The 15,664-nt window shown below is 63.2% G+C and carries 14 protein-coding genes, 1 tRNA gene and 1 pseudogene; 6 read left to right on the top strand and 10 right to left on the bottom strand.

What is annotated here, in order from left to right:
- Window positions 1-8: 8 nt before the first annotated feature.
- The 5 genes from P9236_RS10990 to P9236_RS10970 form a co-directional block, all read right to left on the bottom strand.
- Window positions 9-599 carry an NAD(P)H-dependent oxidoreductase gene (locus tag P9236_RS10990; RefSeq protein WP_278074634.1) on the bottom strand — a complete coding sequence of 197 codons (591 nt, stop codon included), beginning with the start codon at window positions 597-599 and terminating at the stop codon, window positions 9-11.
- A gap of 32 nt (window positions 600-631) precedes the next feature.
- Entirely contained in the window at window positions 632-1,018 is a 387-nt protein-coding gene (locus P9236_RS10985; protein WP_278074633.1) for a hypothetical protein, read from the bottom strand.
- Window positions 1,019-1,102: 84 nt separating this feature from the next.
- On the bottom strand, window positions 1,103-1,552 hold the full coding sequence (gene trxC / locus P9236_RS10980; RefSeq protein ID WP_278074632.1) for a thioredoxin TrxC: 450 nt from the start codon (window positions 1,550-1,552) through the stop codon (window positions 1,103-1,105).
- Window positions 1,479-3,425, bottom strand: coding sequence for a heavy metal translocating P-type ATPase (locus P9236_RS10975; RefSeq protein WP_278074675.1), 1,947 nt, complete (start codon window positions 3,423-3,425; stop codon window positions 1,479-1,481). The genes trxC and P9236_RS10975 overlap by 74 nt, the downstream gene beginning before the upstream one ends.
- Before the next feature lie 11 nt (window positions 3,426-3,436).
- On the bottom strand, window positions 3,437-3,823 hold the full coding sequence (locus P9236_RS10970; protein ID WP_278074631.1) for a DUF302 domain-containing protein: 387 nt from the start codon (window positions 3,821-3,823) through the stop codon (window positions 3,437-3,439).
- Window positions 3,824-3,970: 147 nt separating this feature from the next.
- On the opposite strand from P9236_RS10970, the gene P9236_RS10965 reads away from it, so the two are divergent.
- A complete protein-coding gene (locus P9236_RS10965) occupies window positions 3,971-6,652 on the top strand; it encodes a bifunctional acetate--CoA ligase family protein/GNAT family N-acetyltransferase (protein ID WP_278074630.1) in 2,682 nt (893 codons plus the stop codon).
- Between the two features lie 14 nt (window positions 6,653-6,666).
- Here P9236_RS10965 and P9236_RS10960 read toward each other — a convergent pair whose 3' ends face one another.
- Together P9236_RS10960 and P9236_RS10955 are read right to left on the bottom strand one after the other, a co-directional pair.
- Window positions 6,667-8,226 (bottom strand): bifunctional aminoglycoside phosphotransferase/ATP-binding protein, encoded by a 1,560-nt coding sequence (locus tag P9236_RS10960; protein WP_278074629.1) that lies wholly within the window; start codon window positions 8,224-8,226, stop codon window positions 6,667-6,669.
- A gap of 54 nt (window positions 8,227-8,280) precedes the next feature.
- Window positions 8,281-8,682, bottom strand: coding sequence for a c-type cytochrome (locus P9236_RS10955; protein ID WP_278074628.1), 402 nt, complete (start codon window positions 8,680-8,682; stop codon window positions 8,281-8,283).
- Between the two features lie 168 nt (window positions 8,683-8,850).
- On the opposite strand from P9236_RS10955, the gene P9236_RS10950 reads away from it, so the two are divergent.
- The 4 genes and pseudogenes from P9236_RS10950 to P9236_RS10935 all read left to right on the top strand — a co-directional run bounded on the left by P9236_RS10950 (window position 8,851) and on the right by P9236_RS10935 (window position 11,433).
- Complete coding sequence (locus tag P9236_RS10950) at window positions 8,851-9,687, top strand: universal stress protein (protein WP_278074627.1); 837 nt, start codon at window positions 8,851-8,853, stop codon at window positions 9,685-9,687.
- 156 nt (window positions 9,688-9,843) lie between these two features.
- A pseudogene (locus P9236_RS10945) lies at window positions 9,844-10,232 on the top strand (DUF6088 family protein); the annotation flags it as partial.
- 429 nt (window positions 10,233-10,661) lie between these two features.
- Window positions 10,662-11,060 carry a hypothetical protein gene (locus P9236_RS10940; protein WP_278074626.1) on the top strand — a complete coding sequence of 133 codons (399 nt, stop codon included), beginning with the start codon at window positions 10,662-10,664 and terminating at the stop codon, window positions 11,058-11,060.
- Window positions 11,061-11,238: 178 nt separating this feature from the next.
- Window positions 11,239-11,433 carry an RNA-binding protein gene (locus tag P9236_RS10935; protein ID WP_278074625.1) on the top strand — a complete coding sequence of 65 codons (195 nt, stop codon included), beginning with the start codon at window positions 11,239-11,241 and terminating at the stop codon, window positions 11,431-11,433.
- A 500-nt stretch (window positions 11,434-11,933) separates the two neighbouring features.
- Here the strand turns inward: P9236_RS10935 and P9236_RS10930 are convergent, their stop codons facing one another.
- The 3 genes from P9236_RS10930 to P9236_RS10920 all read right to left on the bottom strand — a co-directional run bounded on the left by P9236_RS10930 (window position 11,934) and on the right by P9236_RS10920 (window position 14,415).
- The gene (locus P9236_RS10930; RefSeq protein ID WP_278074674.1) at window positions 11,934-13,253 is read right to left on the bottom strand and encodes a glucoamylase family protein; all 1,320 of its coding nucleotides are present in this window, start codon (window positions 13,251-13,253) and stop codon (window positions 11,934-11,936) included.
- Between the two features lie 72 nt (window positions 13,254-13,325).
- Window positions 13,326-14,204 carry an ElyC/SanA/YdcF family protein gene (locus P9236_RS10925; protein ID WP_278074624.1) on the bottom strand — a complete coding sequence of 293 codons (879 nt, stop codon included), beginning with the start codon at window positions 14,202-14,204 and terminating at the stop codon, window positions 13,326-13,328.
- Window positions 14,205-14,325: 121 nt separating this feature from the next.
- Window positions 14,326-14,415, bottom strand: a tRNA-Ser gene (locus P9236_RS10920).
- A gap of 499 nt (window positions 14,416-14,914) precedes the next feature.
- On the opposite strand from P9236_RS10920, the gene P9236_RS10915 reads away from it, so the two are divergent.
- On the top strand, window positions 14,915-15,655 hold the full coding sequence (locus P9236_RS10915) for a metallophosphoesterase (RefSeq protein WP_278074623.1): 741 nt from the start codon (window positions 14,915-14,917) through the stop codon (window positions 15,653-15,655).
- Window positions 15,656-15,664: the final 9 nt, after the last annotated feature.

The raw sequence follows: 15,664 nt of genomic DNA, 5'->3' as shown, positions 1-15,664 counted from the left end.
TTCGGCGACTAGATCGCGCGCTCGCCAAGTTTTTGCATATGCTTGATCCAGCCAGCTCGTTTCGCGTCGTTGGCGTTCGCGACCATGCCGAATAAGGTCTCGCGCACCGGTTTGACGCCGACGAAATTGAGGATGCCGCGCCGCATGCCAGCAATCCCGTGGCTGAGGAACCAGATCCGATAGACCGGCGCGGGCATGCCCATCGTCACGACCAGACGCGCGGATCGGCCGCGCAGCAAGGATTTTGCGAAACCCTCACCTTTTTCCGGGTAGGCGAATGCTGTGCCCGGCCGCATGACCTGCTCCAGGAATGCCTTGAGCATGGCCGGCATGGTGCCCAGCCAAAGCGGGAAGACAAACATCAAATGTTCCGCCCAAGCGACGGCCTCTGCGGCTTCCCTGAGGCTGTCAGGGATGGTTCCGTGCTCGAACTCCTGCATCGTCCGAAGCATCGGAAACGCCAGCAGTGCCAGGTCGATCTTGCGCACGGTATGACCGGCGCGTTCCGCGCCTTCGGCATATGCCGAAGCCAAGGCGCGACAGAGCCGGTCGGGAGACGGGTCGGGATGGCCGATGACAACGAGTATGCGGCGTGACATGGACTGGCTCCGACCAGCTTTCGAGAGAATTGCTAGGGCTGCTCGACGCGAGCGATTTGATAGGTGTGCATAGCCCCGTTGCGCTTTATGGAGACATATTCGCCGGTGACGAAGCGCTCCTCGCCGAGATGAAAGCCGATCTCGTCGTCACGGTCGCCCTCGGCATAGTCGAAATACCATTGGCCACCCGGTTTGCGGCGCAAGCGGCCGACAAGATCCTCTTCGCCGGTGCGAAAGCGGCGGACACGACAGACTGACCGATGCGTCTTCCATTCCTCCGCGTCCAGCCGTCCCTCGTCGGTGAGTGGCGCCAGCACGTCGTAGCCTTCTTCCCGGTCTCCTTCCGGATGACCTTTCTCGCGAGCGAGAAGTAGGCGGATGTTCCTGAATTTGGGGGTGAGGTCGTGCAAGCTGGTCATGACAAACTCCTTCGAGGCCATTCCTAGCGCGGCGGCCGGACGTGGCCTTGATCAGAGTCAAACGAGTCTCGGTTCGGCGATAGCTCAGCTGGCGCCCGTTGGTACGTGGCCGCGAACCCAGCTGACGATCTGGCTCGTGCTCATCGCCCCCGATATGCGCGCGATCTCCCGCTGGTGATGAAAAAGGATCATGGTGGGAATCCCACGAATGCCCAGCCTTGCGGCGATCGCCTGCTCCTTGTCGGAATTCAGCTTGATCAGCCGCACGTGAGGCTCAAGCGCCTTGGCGGCAGCTTCATAGGCCGGCGCCATCACCTTGCATGGACCGCACCATGGAGCCCAGACATCGACGAGAACGGGCAGACTGCCGCGACCGACCTGGCGTTCGAAGTTCACGGCATCCAAGTCTTCCGGCTGCCCTGAAAACAGCCGGGCGCCGCACTTCCCGCACTTCGCGTCGCTACCGCTTCGGGCGGAAGGCAGGCGGTTGATCGTGGCGCATTTGGTGCAAACCACCAGATTTTCCTGTGACATGGCTTTCACTTCTCTTGCTCCGGATGCCTACGGAACGGCCGTCGCCAAGCGTGCGCAGCGCATTGAGAATCACCGCGACGTCTATGCCCTCCTGAAGCAATGCTCCCGCCACCGGCGTTATGTGTCCCATGGCGGCCGCGACCATCGCGGCGCCCGAGAGCGCCAGCCCGACAATGATGCTCTGCAGGGCGATCCTGCGCGTACGTCTGGCGATCCGCAGTGCTTCCGCTACCGGCTGCAGCCTCTCGGTCAGCACAACGACATCCGCCGCTTCCGAGGAGGCTGTCCCGCCACGGGCTCCCATGGCGACGCCTACCGTCGCCGCGGCAAGGGCAGGGGCGTCGTTGATGCCGTCGCCAACCATCATTGTCGGCGCGATCGTCTTCTCCGCCGCCACCGTTGCGACCTTGTCCGCCGGCGTGGCATCGGCAATCACGGCATCGAGATCAAGCGAAGCGGAGATATTCTCCGCCGCCGAGCCTTCGTCGCCGGTGAGCATGACTATCCGGGCCACACCGCCCGAACGCAGCCCGCAGAGGGTGTCGCGTGCATCCTCTCGTATCGCATCGCCAAAAGTGAAAATGCCGGCGAGCTCGCCATCGAGCGCCAGAAACACCCTGAGCACTTGCGCGTTGCGGTGCCGTTCCTCTCCAATTTCGGCCCATCTAGGCAGTGGTTCGTCCCCAAGGACGAGCGACCTCGACCCTGCCGCGATCGACATCCGATCGACCCGGCCCCTCAAGCCTTCTCCGCGATGTTCACGAACATCACGGGGTTGGGACAGCGCCAGGTTTCCACGGCGAGCGGTGCGGACAATCGAATCCGCAAGGACATGATGCGAAGCCTGTTCCAGCGAAGCCAGCAGCCGCAGCAATTCTGCGGCATCCTGGCCCGGGGCGACATCGATCTCGATCAGCTCGGCGCCGCCGAGCGTCAAGGTGCCGGTCTTGTCGAAGATTGCGGTGCGTATCTGGGAGAGCGCCTCCAGCGCCGTGCTGCCCTTCATCAGAATGCCGGCGCGGGCGGCGCGAGACACGCCGCCTATGAATGCAACGGGCGCCGCGAGGATTAGCGGACAGGGCGTTGCGACCACCAGAACGGCGAGAGCGCGGATTGGATCATCCGAAAGACGCCAGGCGATGCCGGCGACCAGCAGCGTGACCGGAAGCAGCAGCAGGGCAAAGCGATCGGCAAGGCGTACGAACGGAGCCTTGGCGGTTTGCGCGGCAGCGACCATGCGCATGATAGCGGCGTAGGTGCTCCTGTCGGCGATAGCCGAGGCGCGCATGACGAAGGCCTCGCCGGCATTGACGGTGCCGCTGCGCAACGCGTCGCCAGCGCTTCGCAGGCCCGGCAGGGGCTCTCCGGTCACGGTCGACTCATCGAGCCGGGCCGAAGCATCGATCAGGATGCCGTCGACAGGCAGCAATTCGCCGGCGCGAACCAAGAGCTCGTCGCCGACAGCGACCTGATCGATCGGAACGGTCTCGGTGCCGCGTGCGGATTTTCGATGCGCCACACGTGGCGCCCTATCGGTCAGAGCCTTCAGATTTCGCTCAGCTCGCCCGCGCGCCAGATCTTCGAGCACCGTGCCGCCGGCATACATGATTGCGACGACGATCGCCGCCAAAGGCTGCCCAAGCAGCAGTGCCGCCGACATCGAAACGAGCGCGATCGCATCGACGCCGATCCGGCCGATCCAAAAATCCCGCAGGATGGAAACGGCAAGCGTCACGACAACCGGCAGGGTTGCCGCCGTCCAGATCGCATCCTGCGGGACGAAGTCGAAGCCGCTTCGCCACACGCCCAGCCCAACCGCCAGACCGAGAACGGCGATGATCAGCAGCGCGCGCCGCAGCACGGACTCGTTCATGGCGGCGGCCATCAAAGCTCGCCGATCATTTCCTGCAGCAACAGCCGGACATCCCTTGCCGTCGCGGCAAGCTGGGGGTTGTCGATGGCTCCCATCGCCGCCATCGGATCGATGGCCGCTACCTCGACCTGACCGGGGGCGGTCTCGGTCACGATCACGTTGCAGGGCAGCATGGCGCCGATCTTGTCCTCGGCCTGCAGCGCGCGCCATGCGAAATGCGGATTGCAGGCGCCGAGGATCATGTATGGCTTGAAGTCCACGCCCAGCTTGACCTTCATCGTGTGCTGGACATCGATCCTCGTCAGGATGCCAAAGCCCTTGCCGGCAAGCTTCTTGGTTACGTGTTCGATCGCCGCCGCGAACGGCATCTCGAGGCTTTTGCTGAGATAGTAGCTCATCGGATTCTCCTTCGACGGACCCGCGCCAGAAGCGAGAGATTGCGAGTGGCGTTCCGTCAGCTAACCGCGACAGGTCGGGTGGAGCTTTGATCCAGCGCAATGAATGCCCGACGTCTTTGGTGAATGTGGCGGCAAGGAGTTTCCGGGATGACCATCCGAAACCTTGAATATGCCGTCTCACCGAAATCCGTCGCCGTCGTCGGCGCGACCGAGCGCGTCGGCTCGGTCGGCCGCGTCGTCTTCTCCAACATCGTCAGCGGCGGCTTCGAGGGAGATATCTGGCCGCTCAATCCCAAACATGCACAGGTGGCCGGCTATCGCTGCTATGGGAAGGTCGCCGATCTTCCGGGTATTCCCGATCTGGCCGTCATCGTGACGCCTCCCGACACCGTTCCAGGCATGGTGCGCGAGCTGGCCGAGAAGGGGACGCGCGCGGCCGTCGTCATCACCGCCGGGCTCAATCACGAGAACGGTCTGCGCCAGGCGATGCTCGACGCGGCCAAACCCTCGCTCATGCGCATCATCGGGCCGAACACGGTCGGGCTGATGATTCCTCCGGCCAAGCTGAACGCCAGTTTCGCCCACATGGCAGCCAGGTCTGGGAACATCGCCCTGGTTTCGCAATCCGGCGCGATCGCCACGTCGCTGATCGATTGGGCGGCCGAGAACAATGTCGGCTTTTCCCGGATCATCTCCCTGGGTGACATGGCCGATGTCGACGTCGGCGACTGCCTCGACATGCTGGCGGGCGATTTTCACACGCGCGCCATCGTGATGTATCTCGAAACGATACCCAATCCACGCAAGTTCATGTCGGCCGCGCGGGCGGCGGCGCGCCTCAAGCCGGTCATCGCCATCAAGCCCGGCCGGCACGAGCAGGCGGCCAGGGCAGCCGCGACACATACCGGCGCGCTTTCCGGCGCCGACAGGGTGGTCGACGCGGCCTTGCGCAGGGCGGGGGTGCTGCGCGTGAACGACCTCGCCGAATTGTTCGACGCCGCCGAAACGGTCGCGCGCTATTCTCCGCTCGAGCGAGCGCGGGTCGGCATCGTCACCAATGGCGGCGGCGCCGGCGTTCTTGCGGTCGACAAGCTGGTCGGACGCGGAGGCGAGCTGGCCACGCTTTCGCCGTCTACGATCGAGAGGCTGAACCGCATGCTGCCGCCGACCTGGTCGCATGCAAACCCGATCGACATCGTCGGTGACGCGGCGCCGGAGCGCTATGGGGCGGCACTCGAAGCCTTGGCGGCAGATCCTGAAACGGACGTCATCATGGTCATGAACTGCCCAACCGGGCTCGGCTCATCGCCCGACGCCGCCAGAAAGGTGGCCGAGCTTGGCGACGAGGGCGAGGTCGGAGGAAAACCGCTGCTGGCGTGCTGGCTCGGCGAGCATACCGCGCGGCAGGGCCGGGACATACTGACGGAGGCCGGCATCGCGAGCTTCGAAACGCCGGAGGATACGGCGATCGCGGCGTCCTATCTCAGCGGATGGTCGCGGGCCCAGCGAGCGCTCCTGCGTACGCCCTCGAGCCAGGACGAAGGCCAGGTCGCCGGCAAGGCGTCGGTGCAAGCCATCTTCCGGCAGGTGGCAAGCGAGGGGCGGCGCATGCTGACGGAGCCGGAAGCAAAAGCGGCGATAGCCGCTTACGGCATTCCCGTGCCGCGAACCATCGTCGCCGGATCCGTCCCGGAAGCGGCGCAGGCGGCCGGCCAGCTTCTCCAAAGCTCCGAAAGCGTGGTCGTCAAATTGTTGTCGAAGGCGGTTTCACACAAATCCGATGTCGGCGGCGTAGTCCTCGACATCACGAGCGCCGCGGAGGCTGGTGAGGCCGCGCGGTCGATCGAGACACGCCTGAGCGCGCAGGCGCCAGGGACGAAGGCGGACGGCTACACCGTGCAAACCATGGTCGTGCGCAAGCATGCACAGGAGCTCATTCTAGGCATGAACCTGGACCCGATGTTCGGCCCGATCATTCTGTTCGGCGCCGGCGGCACGGGGGTCGAGGTTCTCAACGACACCGCGATCGCGCTTCCGCCGCTTGACGACGTTCTGGCCGGAGACGTGATCGACACAACGCGAATAGGCCGCTTGCTTGCCGGCTATCGCGACCGGAAGCCAGCCGATCGAGCCGCGATCATCGCCGCGCTGAACGGTTTGTCGCAAATGATCGTCGACTTCCCTTGCCTGGTTTCCCTCGACATCAACCCGTTGCTGGCCGACAGCGAAGGCGTGATTGCGCTCGATGCCCGCATCGAAATCGATCCGCGACGGATAGATGAACCAGCGCCGAATCCGGCCCTTGCCATAAGGCCCTATCCGTCGGGATGGAGCCGCGACCTGCTATCGGACGGCATGTCTTTCCACATACGGCCAATCATGCCGGCGGACGTCGCGCTTTATCCGGCGTTCCTGGCGAAGATTTCCCCCGACGACCTGCGGCTGCGTTTCCTCTCGCCGCGCAGGAATTTCCCCGACCAGATGCTGAAGCGGCTGACGCAGCTCGACTATGATCGCGACATCGCCTTCGTCGCGCTTGAAAAGGACACGGGGGCGCTAGCTGGTATCGGCAGGCTTTCCTGCGACCCGGATCACAGGACCGGCGAATATGCGCTGCTCGTGCGATCGGATCTGCAGGGGCATGGCTTGGGATGGGACCTGCTGAAACAGGTCATAGACTATGCGAAGGCCGAAGGCATCAGCCGCATCGAGGGCATGATCCTCAACGAAAATCGCAAGATGCTGACAATGTGCCGGGAGTTTGGCTTCTCGCTTGCGCACCACCCCAGCGAGGCCGGCCTGTCGGTGGCGACGTTGGAGCTTGGTTAAGCCGCCGGCCAGCTCTATGATCCCGTCTTCCTGAGGCTGACTGGAGATGAAGGGACGCCCTCGACGAAAGCCGCCATCTCGGCGGTGATTTCGGCTATCTTGCGGTCTGCGTCGATCTTGCGCCAGGTCAACGGCCCGGCGTCGCGCTGCAACTGCCGCGACAGGATGTCGACCGTGGCATCGGAGGGGCCACCCTTGCGCTCGCTGACCCGGTGCCAAAGCACCGCCGGATCGGCCGACAGCCAAAATCCCGCAAACGGGGCATTTGCCTCGCTCGCGGCGCGTTCGATCCTGTCGCGATCCTCCGGCTTGTCGAAAACAGCGTCGGCGACAACGGAGCCGCCTTCGGCAAGGATCAGCTCCGCGCGCCAGCCGATCTGGCGATAGACGCGTTCCGATACGCCTGGACGGTAGGCCTTGTCCGGCAGCCTCGTCTCAGCGGCCACACCGTGCATGGCCTTGCGGATGCGGTCGCTCTCGACAATTCTAGCGCCGGGCGGCGCGCCGACGTGAGCGGCGAGCGCTTCGGCGATCGTTGTCTTGCCTGAGCCGCTCAGGCCGCCGATCGCCACGAGCCGAGGCGGCGCCTCGGCGAGCAGGGCTCGGGCGAGCTCGAAGTAGGACCGCGCTTCGGCAGTCAGCTTTGCGGAATCCGAACTGCCTTCCTCGACCTGTGTTGCCGTGACATGCGCGCGCACCGCGGCCCGCACCGCCATGAAGAACGGCAGGAGGATGAAGCCGTCTTCGTCGTCGGCGTCGTCGAGATAGCGATTCATCACCAGATTGGCGAATTGCGGGAAGCCGCGGTGCCACAGGTCCATCAACAGGAATGCCAGGTCGTAGAGCACGTCGACCGTGGCGATCCGGTCGTTGAACTCGATGCAATCGAACAAGCGCGGCTCGCCCTCGAAGAGGCAGATGTTGCGCAGATGCAGGTCGCCGTGGCAGCGGCGGATCCGGCCCGCCGTCTCGCGCCGGTCAAGCAGGCCGGCATGACGGGCGAGGGCGGTGCGGAACGCGGCGTCGAGCGTTTCGATCTCCCTTCCGTCAAAGACGTGGCTTGTTGCAAATCCGGCCGAATTGATATCGAGCACGCCGCCGATATTCGCCGACCCGCTGCCGGCATGGATTTCCTCGGCGCTGCGGTGGTACCGCGCGATCATGCGTGCGACGTTCGTCATCAGGGCTGGAGTCAGCTCGCCCGCGCCGGCCATGCGATCGAGAAGCTTCGACTGATCGAAGCGAACCATTTCGATGACGGCGTCGACCAGGTCACCCGGCCCATCCAGGGCAAGCCGGTTTCTTTCGCGCGTGATGCGGTGGACACCGAGATAAAGGCCCGGCGCCGTCCGCGAATTCAACTCCACTTCCTTTTCGCACGCGGCGAACCGCAGCTCCGGCGTCGAAAAATCGACATAAGGCAACTCGACCGCCCGCTTCAGCTTGAAAGCGCGGTGCCCGACGAGGAATATCCGGGAAATATGGGTCTCGATCGCCTCGACGGGGCCAGCCTCGCCATAGGCGGCAGGATCCTTCAACATCTCGACCACGACATCCTGGTTCTCAGCGATCATAACCTGCGCCCTTGGTCCTGGTTGCATCATCGTCCAGTCTCGCCGACTGAAGCCTCAACGGCGTTGAAGCGTCTGGACGTAACCGGCGAGGTTATGGATGCGTTCCGTGGTGACGGCCTCCCCACCGTAGGGGCCGTAGCGCTTCACGTCGTCAGGCAGGAACTGATTGCCCCAGACCGGCATGTCGCGCTCGCCGTGCTCCGGCACGAGGCCGCGGCCGTCGATCGTCGCGTAGACCCGCCAATAGGGGAATTCCCCACCATTGCGCCTTGTCAGCGTTGTCAGATCCGCGGGGCGCTTCCGTAATACGTCGGCCATAGGTCCGTCGCCTTTGCCGTCCACGCCGTGGCAGACGGCGCAGGAGTTCAGATATTCCTGCTCTCCATTGCTCATCTCCTGTGCCGCCGCGGCGCTCAGCGTCAGCGCCAAGAGACCCATCGTCGTCCAGAATCGCATCGATCCGCCTCCTGCCATCGATGTCAGGCTAAAGCGTGTGACAAGCGCGCACGTTGACTGGGATCAATTCGGCGAAGGGATCGGTTTGATTCAGCGCAAGGAAGGACGCCGATCGGGCCGCTACGGCTACGTCCACTGTGAACCTTTGTCGAACAAGGAGTCGTCGTCATGCCATTCAAGACTTTGCTCACCGTCACGGGGCCGGATCACGGGGACGGCGATGTGAGGCTCGCCGCCGGTCTCTGCGAGGAAATCAACGCACATCTCTCCGTGCTGGTCCTGGTCATGGCCGCGCCTCCCTCGGGCGGAGAATACGCAGCGGTCGTCTCGCCGGCGTGGCTTGCAGAGCGTGAAGCCGAAATGGAAACGCTGGAGAGGCGCAGCTCGGCGGTCTCCAAAATGCTGTTGGAAAGCCTCGTATCGGCTGACCTCAGCAGCGATTACCCGGAGCAGTCCTGGGCGGATGAAGTCATCGGTCGGCGCGCCCGTTATGCCGATTTGACCGTTGTCGGGCCAGAAATGCTGGCAAGCCACTTGCTCAAGGAGAAGGTCATCGCAGGTGGACTGTTCTCGTCAGGAAGACCTGTCCTGCTGGTCCCCGAGGCAGCGCGCGCGACGTTGAAACCGAAACGCGTCCTTGTCGCGTGGGACGCCAGCCTGGAAGCGTCGCGCGCCGTGCGGGAATCGCTCGACATACTGATACGGGCCGATGAGGTGCGCATCGTCATGGTCGACCCGGTCGAGGACGAACGGCACCACGGCGCGGAACCCGGGGCGGACGTGGCCGCCTATCTCGTCCGCCACGGCGTGAAGGTTACGGTCGACCGCCTGCCGAGTTCGGACCATTCGATCGCCGTCGTCCTTCGCCAGCACGCGGTCGACACCGGCGCCGAGCTCATGGTCATGGGAGCCTACGGCCATTCCCGCCTGCGAGAGCGGATCTTTGGCGGCGTGACCAAGTCGATGGTCGAGGAACCGGGACTGCCGGTCCTTTTGGCCCGTTGAGGGGCGCGCGGCCGCTTGAAATCGCAGCAGGGAGTTAGGTCGCGATTCCTACCAGTTTGTTACACGACAAGCGTTACAATGTTCGATCGCGCCAAGCTCAAATTCGTGGTGAAACCTGGTTCGCGGCAAACCCTTCGTGGGCACTAGCTGTGAGCGCCGAAGGTCCATCCGAAGCTACTGGGCCAGCTTTCACCGCCTCCCGACGCTCGCGCGGGAGGCGGGTTCGAAGGCGCAGATCGCCGGCGCGCACGCCGCCAATGCGCTCGGCCTCTCGAGGCAGGTTCCCGCAAAGAGCCTTTATCTGACGGACCCCCGGATCGTGCTGGGCAAGCGCTTGGTCGATCTGCGTCACGCTTCGCATAAGCATCTGATCGCACCGGGCAGTCCTGGCGGCACCGTTGTCCAGCACTTCGCCACGTCGGGCCGGTGCGCGCCCCGACGTGGCCCAGCTCGCCGTGCGGCGGCTGTCGGCCAGCGACAAAAGGCTACTCGCGTCCAACGCGGTTCAGGCTCCGGCCTGTATGAGTCCCACGCCGCGAACCTGATGCGCCAGTTTAAGCGCTACGCCTTCAAGGGTTGATCCCGTCACAAATGTTGATGCATCACGCGTCGCCCTGGTGCACCCTCGGCGTCAAAGATCAATCGGCATCGACGCGAAGACCGAAAGATCAATGATTTAGGATTTCACCGGGTCCTTCCCCGGCCGTGCCAGGGGTGGGACAAAAAGCATATTTTCACTATGCGTCACGAATATAAACCGTCGCTTTCGTTGATGGTTCTGAATTCCGCAGTTCAACCCATCCTGCGGAATGCTTCTAGCTGATCAAACGGTTATCTACCAGCGGGACCCACTTTGGCGGCGGCCGCCAGATTAGAGTCTTGCAGGTGCGCATGTCGAACTCGCTGCTGCGAGGAACCCGCAGAGGGTAGGTCCGTTTCCTTGTTAGGAAACCAAGTCCCTATTGGAGGCGTACATGTCTATACGAATGGCCATCGCATCGGCGTCCATGTTGGCGTTCGCTTCGCCGGCTTTTGCCGACTGCGGACAGGAGTTGAAAGCACTCGAGCCTAACGTCACCACTGCCGAAACGGGCGCAGTCCCTGACAAGTCGGGTATTCCGGCGACGAAACACCAAGCGGAGGTCTTGGCCGGCAAGCAGCAGGGCGGAAGCACCGAAGTTACTGGATCGACGGCGGGAGCTGTGAAGCCAACAACACCCCACCAGGAGCAAGTGACTGGCAACCGCAGCGGCCAAAGCGCCGAACATCCCAGCCAACTGATGGCTGAAGCCCGCAAGATGTCCCAGGCCGGAGACGAGCAAGGGTGCATGAAGAAACTGGCAGAACTCAAGAACGCTCTTGGCGTCAAGTGACTGCCGATCCGATCAGGATAGGTGGTCTCTAATACGCCACGTGCCGCAGACGGGGGTGAATGCAGCGCTCGCTGCCTTGTGACGCGCTCATATGACTCTTCAAATTTGCTTCGCATCGAACCGGCTATATGAGACAGTCGGGTATCAAGCCGTTTTTGAGGGGCGGCAGAAGATGCCATTGCAGCGCTATCGCGAAGTATACGAACCCGCTGATTTGGATTTGTTGCAGAGGGTGTTCGACCGCCTGTGCAGGGAGCATGGGTTGACCCCACACAACAGCGATCAGAGGGAAGCCTTGGCTTTGAAAGTTATCAGCGCTTTCGAGAAAGGGGTGACGGACGAAGCCGAGCTTTTGCAGGCGCTTTCGCCCTAGCAGTCATCTTCCAACAGCGCTTGCACTGATCCATGCCAGGGCGCCAGGCTCAGCCGCGGAGGCGATAACAGGGGAGGCTGCTAGAGCAACCGCCGAACAACCGAAACAATTTCCACCCTTGCACAAGCCGCAATTGGCATGGCCGTCATGGCAGCCTGACTCCTCCAGAGTTGATGCCGACAGAACGGCCGCCGAGGCCGGTCGGTCGGTCTTGCCATTGGCAACGGACTGGACGACCTTGGCTGACGAGAAGTCTGGTGTGCCGAACTCGCGCGCTTGCGCCGAGCCTGAAGGCGTCAGCAAGAGGAAGAGAGCAAGCCCGAACGCAAGCATGATCGCACCGAAGGTACCGCTTGCAGTCTGATGACAGCGCTGCCAAATGTGACAAGATTGTCCAAGCACGGCAAGCTTTCCAAGCTATTCACCTGATCGCCCCTTCGGTTCAAATGCTTTGACGTGCGTCAATTCGATCGACCCACTCGGGGGACCGAGCAATCAGTTCAGTCAGGACCCACATCGTTCAGCCAGCCGCCGTTGAACCCAGCACGGCGCAGTCCGGCAACGATATACGGACAGCCCCGCATCAAGCGCCAAACCCTGTCGCTCAGGTAGTTCTCGATCATCAGCACGATGGGGCCTTGATTGATCCCGAAATGCCAGGGCGACACCCACCACCCGTACGGATTGCCAGGCTCGCCCGGGTGGGTGGGATTGAAGGCCGCCTTGAAGCCGTATCTGTTGAATTCCTTCAGCTTCGCTTGATGGATGCAGAAGCCGAGCGCCTCCAGGACGATCTCCGGAGCGAACGGCAATGAAGCCGCGACCGCCCAAGGCGCGAGCGTGCCGTCATCCGGTCCATAGGGAACGCCGCGGCCGACATAGTCGTAGAATTCCCGCTGGATACCGTTCAGCTTGAGAGTGGCCGGACCTGGTCCCTCACTTGCCGTGATCCCCCAGCAGCACTCTCCGTAACCCTCGAACTTGCGTGGGTTCATCATCGCATAGCATTGCTGGAGATAGGTCGCCCGCCGGCTGTTCTCGAAATAGTCGATGCCCTTCTCCTGCATGAACGCGTCCCGGATGCCGCGGAAGTCGATCCAGACATGTGACAGCTGGTGCGTGAACATTGGACCGGCGTAGAGGTACTCGCAGCCGTAGCAGCTCTCCCAGCGATAGGTCGACGTCCAGGCGGCGTAGCTGCTCTCGGGAAGCGGAAAGGTCGGCGAGCCAAGCGCCAGAACGTAGAGCAGAAGGGCTTCGTCGTAGCCCTCCCAGCGGTATTTGATGAACCCGTTTTCCGGGGTCCAACCGTGCGTCACTGTCGCGCCCTGGTTCTGCGCCCATTGCCAGTCGGCACGGCGATAAAGCGCATCGGCAAGCGCGCGGATTTCCTGCTCGTCGGCGGTCTCTTCACCGAAATACGCGGCCGCCGACAGGGCGCCCGCCAACAGGAGGGCGCTGTCGATCGTGGACAGTTCGCAGTGCCAGGCGCGCCGTCCCGTCTCCATGTCGAGGAAATGATAGTAGAACCCACGATAGCCGGTGGCGTCGGGCTCCGGGCCCTGGGGACTCGTGCGGAAGAAGCGGAGCGTAGCCAAGGTTCGTGCGACGGCTTCTTGCCGGGTCATGTATCCGCGCTCGACGGCGACTGGGTAGCAGGTGAGAGCGAGACCCGTCGCCGCTATGCTGGCCGGCCAATCGGCGGCGGTCTTGTCGCGAATGAGGCCATTGGCGGGGTTCACCTCGTCCAGGAAGTAGTCGAACGTCTCGTGCTGCAGCTGCAGCAGTTCTTCCGTGCGGACGCTCCGCTTCGCCTTCATGGTCTCACCTAGAGATCTCGCCTTGGTGCGGGGGCCGTCGCGGTGTGACGCAACGGCCACTCGAGTCTCACATCATGCCCATCGGTGCCGGCACGAGCAGCCTGTCGGCCACCGCCTTCTGGGCATCGTCCAGCGAAGCGTAGAAGGGCTCCAAGGCACCCTGAGCCGCCTTAGTCCCTCGAGCCGCGTTGACAGCATTCGCTCATGAACCTCGATCCGCTCCATTGGCGTTTCGGCGGTGGTATCTCCGCTCATCATGCCGCCCGGCATTTTCGCCATCATGTCCTTGGCCGACCGAGCGTTTGCCCGCAGTGCCTCAGCGACGGCGTCCCATAAGGGCCGCTGAGTTCGGCGGTTTTTCCTGAAGACCAATAGGTCAGCAGCCCCAGCCATTCGTGCGGCGAGACCGGCGGCTGAGAGTCCAGCTGCGGCCGTCCTCGTCGGCCGCCAGCGGTCGACCTTGCCCCGCGTCCGATAGTCTACCGGGTAGGCGGCAACCTTAAACCCAACGGCGCGCAAACAAGCCATGGCTTGAGGCATATGGCTCGCCGACGTCACCAACAGCCAGAGTTCCCCAGGTTTCGGCTGGATGAGGACCGCCTTGCTCTCGATCGCGTTCTCGCAGGTCGTGCGCGATCGTTCTGCCATTTCAATGCGCTGGGCCGGCACGCCGAGCATTACGAGAATATCGCGGGCAACCTGCGATTCCGTGGTCTGGTTTTGGCTGATGATATGGTTGCAGCCGCCCGAGAGGAATATGCGAGCATCCGGATATCGCCTGCTGAGATCCACGGCTTCGGTCAGCCGTTCTCCCGCCTCATTCATCGCCAGAGTTTGGCGATCGACGCTGACATGGGTGTCGACCGCCCCACCGAGCACGACGATGCCGGTCACGGGCCCGTCGATGAGGGGTTTTGGAAAGCGATTTTCCAATGCCATCAATGCGGCCATTCCTAAAGGGCTCCAGCCGCAAATGGCCGGCAGCAGCGCCGAGCCGCTGAGACAGGTTCGGCTGAGCCTGCGCCTGCCGAACACAGCCGCAGCCAATCCGATGACCCCAAGGTGAGTGAGCTGGCGGAGAGAGCGGGATTCGAACCCGCGTTACGGTTTCCCGTAAACACACTTTCCAGGCGTGCGCCTTCAACCACTCGGCCACCTCTCCGTCCTTGCATTCTCGCGCCGGCCGGTTTCGCCGCGCGGGTTGGGGAGATGCACCTCCCTCGGGAAGGTCCTCAATGGACTATTTGGGGTGCCTTCAACCGGCGGGCAACCCTTTCCCAGCACCTCTAGCCGTCTAGGCAAGACAGGCGCGGGGGCTCATCTAGTCGATCCTAAGGCGAATGCCAAGCCATAATGGCGCTGCAAAGCCTTTTGTCGCGCATGGTCCGAAGGCCGCATGCGTGAGGCGTGCCGCGCGTCGGAAATGGCCGCGCAAAGGCTGGCCCGTAGGGCGGTCCGCGTGCAAGCGCAGCTTCGGACAGCCTCGTTTCATAGGCGACGGAGGCCAATGACCTCATCCGCGGCAAACAATCGCCGAAATCAGCCGGGCGGCTACGGCGGCGGGGAACGCCTTATCGTGAGCGCGCGCATCGATATTGAGCCCGATCAAACCCTTTGCGGCCTTTGCCTTACTATGGTGTGCTTGTTCGGGGACAAGGTGGATGCGCATAGCGATCCTGTCTGACATTCATGCCAACCGCGAAGCCTTCGACGCGGTCCTGGAGGCCGTTCGCAAGCAGCCGCCGGACCAGCTGGTCCTGCTTGGCGATCTGGTCGGCTATGGACCCGACCCCGTCTATGTCGCCGAGAAAGCCGCCGATCTGGTCGAGGACGGCGCGCTCTGCATCATGGGCAACCACGACGAAGCGGTGGTGGTTGGCCGGACCGACATGACCGAACATGCGCGGGCAGCCGTCGAGTGGACGCGCGAGCGCCTCTCTCGGCAGCATTTGGATTTCCTGGCGCGGCTGCCGCTTTCGTTCCGGTCCGAAGACCGGTTCTATGTTCACGCCAGCGCGGAGCGGCCGGAAAAATGGTTGTATATACGCGACGCCGACGCGGCGGAACGCTGCCTCTCCTCAAGCGATGCCCGCTTCATCTTCTGTGGCCACACCCATATTCCGGCCATCTACTACGCCTTGCCGGGCACCCGGCCGATCCATTTTTCACCTCTGAGCAATGTGGCGGCGCCTTTGTCCGAGTTGCGGCGGCATCTGATCGTGGTTGGAGCGGTCGGCCAGCCGCGCGATCGCAACCCGGCTGCCTGCTTCGCGCTGCTCGACACGAAGCGACGCGAGGTGACGATGGTTCGCGTTCCCTACGATCACGAAGAAACCGCCCGCAAGGTTCAGGCGTCCGGCCTGCCCGCGTGGCTTGGCATGCGTTTGAAAATTGGCCGCTAGATCTCCTGG

It is taken from the genome of Mesorhizobium sp. WSM4884, assembly GCF_029625675.1.
Classification (GTDB): Bacteria; Pseudomonadota; Alphaproteobacteria; order Rhizobiales; family Rhizobiaceae; genus Mesorhizobium.
This window is presented reverse-complemented; position numbering and strand designations above follow the sequence as displayed.

What these genes read in the sequence shown, in the direction of transcription:
- P9236_RS10990 (WP_278074634.1), bottom strand. Translation starts at nt 599, where the DNA reads ATGTCACGCCGCATACTCGTTGTCATCGGCCATCCCGACCCGTCTCCC.
- P9236_RS10985 (WP_278074633.1), bottom strand. Translation starts at nt 1,018, where the DNA reads ATGACCAGCTTGCACGACCTCACCCCCAAATTCAGGAACATCCGCCTA.
- trxC (WP_278074632.1), bottom strand. Translation starts at nt 1,552, where the DNA reads ATGTCACAGGAAAATCTGGTGGTTTGCACCAAATGCGCCACGATCAAC.
- P9236_RS10975 (WP_278074675.1), bottom strand. Translation starts at nt 3,425, where the DNA reads ATGAACGAGTCCGTGCTGCGGCGCGCGCTGCTGATCATCGCCGTTCTC.
- P9236_RS10970 (WP_278074631.1), bottom strand. Translation starts at nt 3,823, where the DNA reads ATGAGCTACTATCTCAGCAAAAGCCTCGAGATGCCGTTCGCGGCGGCG.
- P9236_RS10965 (WP_278074630.1), top strand. Translation starts at nt 3,971, where the DNA reads ATGACCATCCGAAACCTTGAATATGCCGTCTCACCGAAATCCGTCGCC.
- P9236_RS10960 (WP_278074629.1), bottom strand. Translation starts at nt 8,226, where the DNA reads ATGATCGCTGAGAACCAGGATGTCGTGGTCGAGATGTTGAAGGATCCT.
- P9236_RS10955 (WP_278074628.1), bottom strand. Translation starts at nt 8,682, where the DNA reads ATGCGATTCTGGACGACGATGGGTCTCTTGGCGCTGACGCTGAGCGCC.
- P9236_RS10950 (WP_278074627.1), top strand. Translation starts at nt 8,851, where the DNA reads ATGCCATTCAAGACTTTGCTCACCGTCACGGGGCCGGATCACGGGGAC.
- P9236_RS10940 (WP_278074626.1), top strand. Translation starts at nt 10,662, where the DNA reads ATGTCTATACGAATGGCCATCGCATCGGCGTCCATGTTGGCGTTCGCT.
- P9236_RS10930 (WP_278074674.1), bottom strand. Translation starts at nt 13,253, where the DNA reads ATGAAGGCGAAGCGGAGCGTCCGCACGGAAGAACTGCTGCAGCTGCAG.
- P9236_RS10925 (WP_278074624.1), bottom strand. Translation starts at nt 14,204, where the DNA reads ATGGCCGCATTGATGGCATTGGAAAATCGCTTTCCAAAACCCCTCATC.
- P9236_RS10915 (WP_278074623.1), top strand. Translation starts at nt 14,915, where the DNA reads ATGCGCATAGCGATCCTGTCTGACATTCATGCCAACCGCGAAGCCTTC.